Source organism: Burkholderia sp. LMG 13014 (assembly GCF_905232215.1).
Classification (GTDB): Bacteria; Pseudomonadota; Gammaproteobacteria; order Burkholderiales; family Burkholderiaceae; genus Burkholderia.
Window position 1 is genome coordinate 1 of sequence record NZ_CAJNKE010000320.1, and the last position, 6,859, is coordinate 6,859.

5 protein-coding genes and 2 pseudogenes are annotated in these 6,859 nt (G+C 67.0%); all 7 read left to right on the plus strand.

Going from position 1 to position 6,859, the window contains the following annotated elements; all coding sequences use genetic code 11:
• Positions 1-170, plus strand: a pseudogene (locus JYJ84_RS24595) (methionyl-tRNA formyltransferase); the annotation flags it as partial.
• Positions 171-290: 120 nt separating this feature from the next.
• Positions 291-926: a LysE family translocator gene (locus tag JYJ84_RS24600; RefSeq protein ID WP_122946537.1), complete on the plus strand. Its 636-nt coding sequence runs from the start codon at positions 291-293 to the stop codon at positions 924-926.
• A gap of 99 nt (positions 927-1,025) precedes the next feature.
• Positions 1,026-1,883, plus strand: coding sequence for a zinc metalloprotease HtpX (gene htpX, locus JYJ84_RS24605; protein WP_011353570.1), 858 nt, complete (start codon positions 1,026-1,028; stop codon positions 1,881-1,883).
• A gap of 219 nt (positions 1,884-2,102) precedes the next feature.
• Positions 2,103-3,494, plus strand: a complete 1,392-nt coding sequence (gene rsmB, locus JYJ84_RS24610; protein ID WP_175222405.1) for a 16S rRNA (cytosine(967)-C(5))-methyltransferase RsmB — start codon at positions 2,103-2,105, stop codon at positions 3,492-3,494.
• Entirely contained in the window at positions 3,491-4,081 is a 591-nt protein-coding gene (locus JYJ84_RS24615; RefSeq protein ID WP_175222406.1) for a DUF4390 domain-containing protein, read from the plus strand. The genes rsmB and JYJ84_RS24615 overlap by 4 nt, the downstream gene beginning before the upstream one ends.
• Positions 4,071-6,485, plus strand: a complete 2,415-nt coding sequence (esaS, locus tag JYJ84_RS24620; protein WP_122946534.1) for a sensor histidine kinase EsaS — start codon at positions 4,071-4,073, stop codon at positions 6,483-6,485. The genes JYJ84_RS24615 and esaS overlap by 11 nt, the downstream gene beginning before the upstream one ends.
• A pseudogene (gene esaR, locus JYJ84_RS24625) lies at positions 6,486-6,859 on the plus strand (response regulator transcription factor EsaR); the annotation flags it as partial.

The following is a 6,859-nucleotide window of genomic DNA, read 5'->3' on the forward strand; positions in this document are numbered from 1 at the left end:
GCGCCTCCTCGATCATCGCGCCGGAAGGCGTGGTCGTCGCGTGCGGCAGCGGTGCGCTGCGCGTCACGCAGTTGCAGAAGCCGGGCGGCAAGCGGCTGCCCGCGCGCGAATTCCTGGCCGGCTCGCCGCTCGCCGCGGGCCAGCGTTTCGCGCTGACTGACGTTGCCTGAAGCGGCCTGACTGTCATTCGACACGGCCTGCCGGGCGTGCGCAATCGGCCGGACGGCCGAGTCGCGCGGTGCGGCAGGCGCGCGTAGAATTTCCCTGCGCTTCCCGGTTTCGAGGTTTTCATGTTCGGCATCACCCATTTCGGCTTCTTCGTGCTGGCAGTCTTCCTGCTGAACGTCACGCCCGGCCCCGATACGGCTTATATCGTCGGCCGCAGCGTCGCGCAGGGCCGTGGCGCGGGGCTGATGTCGGCACTCGGCATTTCGGCCGGCTGCTGCGTTCACGCGCTCGCCTGCGCATTCGGCCTGACCGCGCTGCTCGCGGCGTCGGCTGCCGCGTTCACGGTGATCAAGCTGGTCGGCGCCGCCTACCTGATCTACCTCGGCGTGCGGATGATCATCGCGAAGCAGGCGGCCGAGCCGTCGGGCACGGCCGCCGCGCAAGCCGCGAAGCCGCTGCGCCAGTTGTTCATGCAGGGCTTCTGGACCAACGTGCTGAACCCGAAGGTCGTGCTGTTCTTCGTGTCGTTTTTCCCGCAGTTCGTGGCGGCCGACAGCCCGCACAAGGCATGGGCGTTCCTGACCCTCGGCGGCGTGTTCGTCGCCATGAGCACGGTGTGGACCAGCCTGGTCGCCTGGGTCGCGGGCAGTGTCACCGCGCGCTTTTCCGGCAAGCCGGGCGTCAAGAAATGGCTCGACCGCACGGTCGGCAGCGCTTTCGTCGGCCTCGGCCTTCGTCTTGCAGCATCGCAACGCTGAGATTGAATTTTTCCGGCAAGACCTTATCTAACAAATAGCTTACAATTTTCCGCCGTGCCCTTTGATGCGCGGCGGGCCCCTGACGGATAAGGAGTGGGTATGTTCAATTGGGTCAAAACGGCGATGCTGATGGCCGCGATCACGGCCCTGTTCATCGTGATCGGCGGGATGATAGGCGGCTCGCGCGGCATGACGATTGCGCTGCTGTTCGCGCTCGGCATGAATTTCTTCTCTTACTGGTTTTCGGACAAGATGGTGCTGCGCATGTACAACGCGCAGGAAGTCGACGAGAACACGGCGCCGCAGTTCTACCGGATGGTGCGCGAGCTGGCCACGCGCGCGAACCTGCCGATGCCGCGCGTCTACCTGATCAACGAGGATGCGCCGAACGCGTTCGCGACGGGCCGCAACCCCGAGCATGCGGCGGTTGCCGCGACCACGGGCATCCTGCGCGTGCTGTCGGAGCGCGAGATGCGCGGCGTGATGGCGCACGAGCTCGCGCACGTGAAGCACCGCGATATCCTGATCTCGACGATCACCGCGACGATGGCGGGCGCGATCTCGGCAATCGCGAACTTCGCGATGTTCTTCGGCGGGCGTGACGAGAACGGCCGGCCGGCCAACCCGATCGCGGGTATCGCGGTCGCGCTGCTCGCGCCGATCGCCGGTGCGCTGATCCAGATGGCGATTTCGCGGGCACGCGAGTTCGAGGCCGATCGCGGCGGCGCGCAGATTTCCGGCGATCCGCAGTCGCTCGCGACCGCGCTCGACAAGATCCATCGCTATGCGGCGGGCATCCCGTTCCAGGCGGCCGAGCAGCATCCGGCCACCGCGCAGATGATGATCATGAACCCGCTGCACGGTGGCGGCCTGCAGAATCTGTTCTCGACGCACCCGGCCACCGAGGAGCGCATCGCGCGCCTGATGGAGATGGCGCGCACCGGTCGCTTCGATTAAGCCACGGCACACCGTGCGGCAGTTGCCGCGCGGGGCCGCCACGCCACCCCGCACGCTTCGCGCTGCGGGGTGTTTCATTTGTGTGCGCCGTAAAGGGGCCAAAGGGGCTGCTGCGTCGCACGCTACAATGGCCGGTTTGGGATCGCAGGGCCACGCGAGCGCCGCGATTCCGCTGTTTGCCGTATTTGTTTGCCGCGCTTGTTTGCCGAATTTGCTCCGATGACACGAACCCGTTCTACCGCTCCGTCTTCTTCCGGCCGCCCGGCGCGCCTGTCCGCGCTGCATCTCGCGCCCGATTCGCTCGGCTTCGCACTCGACGCGGCCGCGCAGGCGGTCGATGCGGTGCGGCGCGGCACCGCGCTGCCGGCAGCACTGTCCGCGGTATTCGCGCAGATGCCGTCCGGTGCGCAGGCACTCGGGCGCGGGGCGACGCAGGACGTTGCGTACCGGACGATGCGTCGCCTCGGCAGCGCGGACTGGCTGATCGGCCGGCTCATCAGCAAGGCGCCGCCCGCGCACGTGCACGCAGTACTTGCCGGCGCGTTCGCGCTGCTGCTCGACCCGGCGGACGAGGCCGCGTATCCGGCGTTCACGGTGGTCGACCAGGCCGTGACCGTGATCGGCTCACGTCGCGAATGCGCGTTCGCGAAGGGGATGGTCAACGCGGTGTTGCGCCGTTTCCTGCGTGAGCGCGACGCACTCGTCGCGGCGCTGCAGGACGATGTCGTCGCGCGCTGGAACTACCGTGCGTGGTGGGTCGATTCGGTGAAGCGCGCATGGCCCGACGCATGGCAGGCGATCCTCGCGGCCGGCGAGCGCCAGGGGCCGTTGACGTTGCGCGTGAATGCGCGCCGTGCGAGCGTCGACGCGTATCTCGATACGCTGCGCGCGAACGGGATCGAAGCGACCGCGATCGGCCGGCATGCGGTGCGGCTCGCGTCGGCGCTGCCGGTCGATCGCATTCCGGGGTTTGCCGACGGCGTCGTGTCGGTGCAGGACGCCGGCGCGCAGCTCGCAGCGCAATGGCTCGGCGCGCGCGACGGCATGCGCGTGCTCGACGCATGCGCGGCGCCTGGCGGCAAGACCGGCCATATTCTCGAACTCGCCGATGCGGAAGTCGTCGCGCTGGAAAGCGACGCGGCGCGTGCGGCGCGGATCGGCGAGAACCTCGTGCGGCTGTCGCTCGAAGCGGACGTGCGCGTCGGCGACGCGGGTGCACCTGACGCGTGGTACGACGGCCGCCCGTTCGACCGCATCCTGGCCGATGTGCCGTGCTCGGCATCCGGCATCGTGCGTCGGCACCCCGACATTCGCTGGCTGCGCCGCGAGGCCGACATCCCGGCGCTCGTCGCGGAACAGCGCCGCATCCTGTCGGCGTTGTGGCCGCTCGTGAAGCCGGGCGGCGAACTGCTTTACGTGACCTGTTCGGTCTTCCCGGAAGAAGGCGAGTTGCAGGCCCGCTGGTTTGAAGCGGCCTGTGAAGATGCGGTACGATTGGACGCCCCCGGCCAGCTGCTGCCGGGCAGCGTACAGGGAGGGGCGGCCGCCGGCGCACTCGACCACAACACCGATCACGACGGATTTTTCTACGCGCGGTTTCAGAAACGGTGACGATCAAACACCTTTTTCCACTTCGGCTCGCGGCCGTCCTGATGGTCGCGTTGACGCTGTGCCTGGCCGTCGTCCGGCCGGCGCATGCCGAGTCGATCGCTGTGCAGCGCGCGTCGCTCCAGTCCGACGGAAGCGGCTGGAGCCTCGACGCCCGCTTCGATTTCGAGCTGAACCCGAACCTCGAGGATGCCGTCAACAAAGGCATTCCGCTTTATTTCACGACCGACTTCGAGTTGAGCCGTGCGCGCTGGTACTGGTTCGACGAGCAGCCGGTGGCGGTGACGCAGACGATCCGCCTGTCGTTCCAGCCGCTCACGCGCGAGTATCGCGTGTCGACGGGCGGCCTGCAGCTCGGCTTCCCGTCGCTGAAGGATGCGCTCGCGGTCATCAGGCACATCACGTCGTGGCACGTGATCGACCGCAACCAGGTGCGCTCGGGTGAAACCTACACGGCATCGGTGCGGATGCAGCTCGATACGGCGCTGATGCCGAAGCCGTTCCAGGTCGATGCCGTGAACAACCGCGACTGGACGCTCGGGTCGGACTGGAAGCGCTTCAACTTCACGGTGACCGAACGTGCTAAATAAAGTGCGCCGCGCGGCCAGCGGGAAGAGCCTCCTCGTTCGCGTAATCGTCTCGACCGTCGCGCTCACCGCGCTGCTGCTGCTCGTGCTGCTCGCGGCTGCGAGCGCGAACACCGAATTCTTCGACCGCTACTACTCGTGGCTGTACGCGACGAACATCGTCGTCGCGCTCGTGTTCCTGCTCGTGGTGCTCGGGCTGATCGGGATGATCGTCGTGCGCCTAAGGAAGGGCAAGTTCGGCACGCGGCTGCTCGCGAAGCTCGCGGTGTTCTTCGCGCTCGTCGGCGTGGTGCCGGGCGGGATCATCTACATCGTGTCGTACCAGTTCGTGTCACGCAGCATCGAGTCGTGGTTCGACGTGAACGTCGAGACGGCGCTGACGGCCGGCCTGAACCTCGGCCGCGGGATGCTCGATGCGTCGCTGTCCGACCTGCAGACGAAGGCACGGCTGATGTCCGACCAGCTCGCGAGCGTCGATGCGAACACCAACGGCACGACGCTCACGCTGCTGCGGTTGCGCGACCAGTTCGGCGTGCAGGACGCGACGATCATCGAGCCGAGCCGTGCCGGCTCGGGTGCGGCGCCCGAACTGCACATCGTTGCGCAGGCATCGGGCAATTTCGCGGCGCTGATTCCGGACGACCTGCCGACACCGCTGATGCTGAACCAGGCGCGCGAACACGGCGCGTACGCGGCGATCGAGGGCGAAGTCGACGGCGACCCGCGCGCACACGGTGCGAAGGGGGCGCTGCGGTTGCGCGTCGTGCGGCCGATTCCCGACGCAACGACGTCGCTGCTGCAGCCGGCGGAACGCTTCCTGCAGCTCACGCAGCCGGTGCCGCCCACCCTTGCCCACAACGCGGACGCGGTGCAGCGCGCGTATCGCGAGTACCAGGAAAAGTCGCTCGGCCGCACGGGGCTGCGCAAGATGTACATCGGCACGCTGACGCTCGCGCTGTTCCTCGCGACCTTCATCGCGATGATGCTCGCGCTCGCGCTCGGCCAGCAGCTCGCGCGGCCGCTGTTCCTGCTCGCGCAGGGCACGAAGGAAATCACGGAAGGCGACTACACGCCGAAGCGCGAGATCAAGACGCGTGACGAGCTCGGCTTCCTCACACAGTCGTTCAACGCGATGACGCGCCAGTTGTCCGAGGCGCGGCTCGCGGTGGAGAAGAACCGCGTCGCGCTCGAGCATTCGAAGACGTATCTCGAGAGCATCCTCGCGAACCTGACGGCCGGCGTGTTCGTGCTCGACCGCCAGTTCCGGCTGACGACGGCCAATCGCGGCGCCGAGCGGATCTTCCGGCAGCCGTTCAACGCGCTGATCGGCACGACGCTCGACCGGATCGGCGTGGCCGCCGGGTTCGGCGCGATGGTGCGCAAGGCGTTCGCCGATCGCGAGGCAGCGTCCGACGGCGGCAGCGGCGATCACGGCCACTGGCAGCAGCAGTTCGCGATCGAAGTGCCGGGCGAAGCCGATCCGCTGACGTTGCTCGTGCGCGGTACGCGCCTCGTGTCGACCGTCGAGGGGCAGGCCGACGATCCGCAGACGTCCGGTTACGTCGTCGTGTTCGACGACATCTCCGACGTGATTTCCGCGCAGCGTTCGGTCGCGTGGGGCGAGGTCGCGCGGCGGCTCGCGCACGAGATCAAGAATCCGCTGACGCCGATTCAGCTGTCGGCGGAACGGCTGCAGATGAAGCTGTCCGACAAGCTCGCCCCGCCCGACGCCGATGTGCTCAAGCGCGGCGCGACGATGATCGTCAACCAGGTGGCCGCGATGAAGCGGATGGTCGACGATTTCCGCGAATACGCGCGCACGCCGCCGGCGGTGCTCTCGAATCTGCAGTTGAACGAACTGGCGAGCGAGGTGCTCGGGCTGTACGGCGTGGGTGAAGGCAAGAGCGCGATCGTCGCCGAACTCGCGCCGTCGCTGCCGGTGATACGCGGTGACGCAACGCAACTGCGCCAGGTGATTCACAACCTGCTGCAGAATGCGCAGGATTCGGTCGCGGAGTCGGCGCATCCGCGTGTGTTGATCGAAACCAAGACAGTAGAATATGGCGATCCCGACGCCGAGGGCAAAACGCGCGTCGCGGTACGTCTTACCGTGTCCGACAACGGGCCCGGTTTTCCGGCGCGCATCCTGACCCGCGCGTTCGAGCCTTATGTAACGACGAAGGCGAAGGGCACGGGTCTGGGGTTGGCCACGGTCAAGAAAATCGTCGATGAGCACGGTGCGCGGATCGATCTGCGCAATCGCATGCACGGCGAGACCGTCGAGGGTGCGCAGGTGTCGATCCTGTTCCTGCAGATGGCGAGCGATGCGCCAGGCGCCGAATCGGGCGTGCAGGACGGGGCGGCCCCCGCCAAGACAAAAGCAAGTGAGCAGACAAAGGCAGCGTAAATGGCAACCATCCTGGTGGTAGATGATGAAATGGGCATCCGGGAATTGCTCTCGGAGATCCTCAGCGATGAAGGGCATGTCGTCGAGGCGGCGGAGAACGCGCAAGCCGCGCGGGAATACCGGTTGAATCAGGCGCCCGATCTCGTGCTGCTCGATATCTGGATGCCCGATACCGACGGCGTGACGTTGCTCAAGGAGTGGGCAGCGCAGGGGCTGCTGACGATGCCCGTGATCATGATGTCCGGGCACGCGACGATCGATACCGCCGTCGAGGCGACGAAGATCGGCGCGCTCGATTTCCTCGAGAAGCCCATCGCGCTGCAGAAGCTGCTGAAGTCCGTCGAGCACGGTCTTGCACGCGGTGCGGCGCCGGT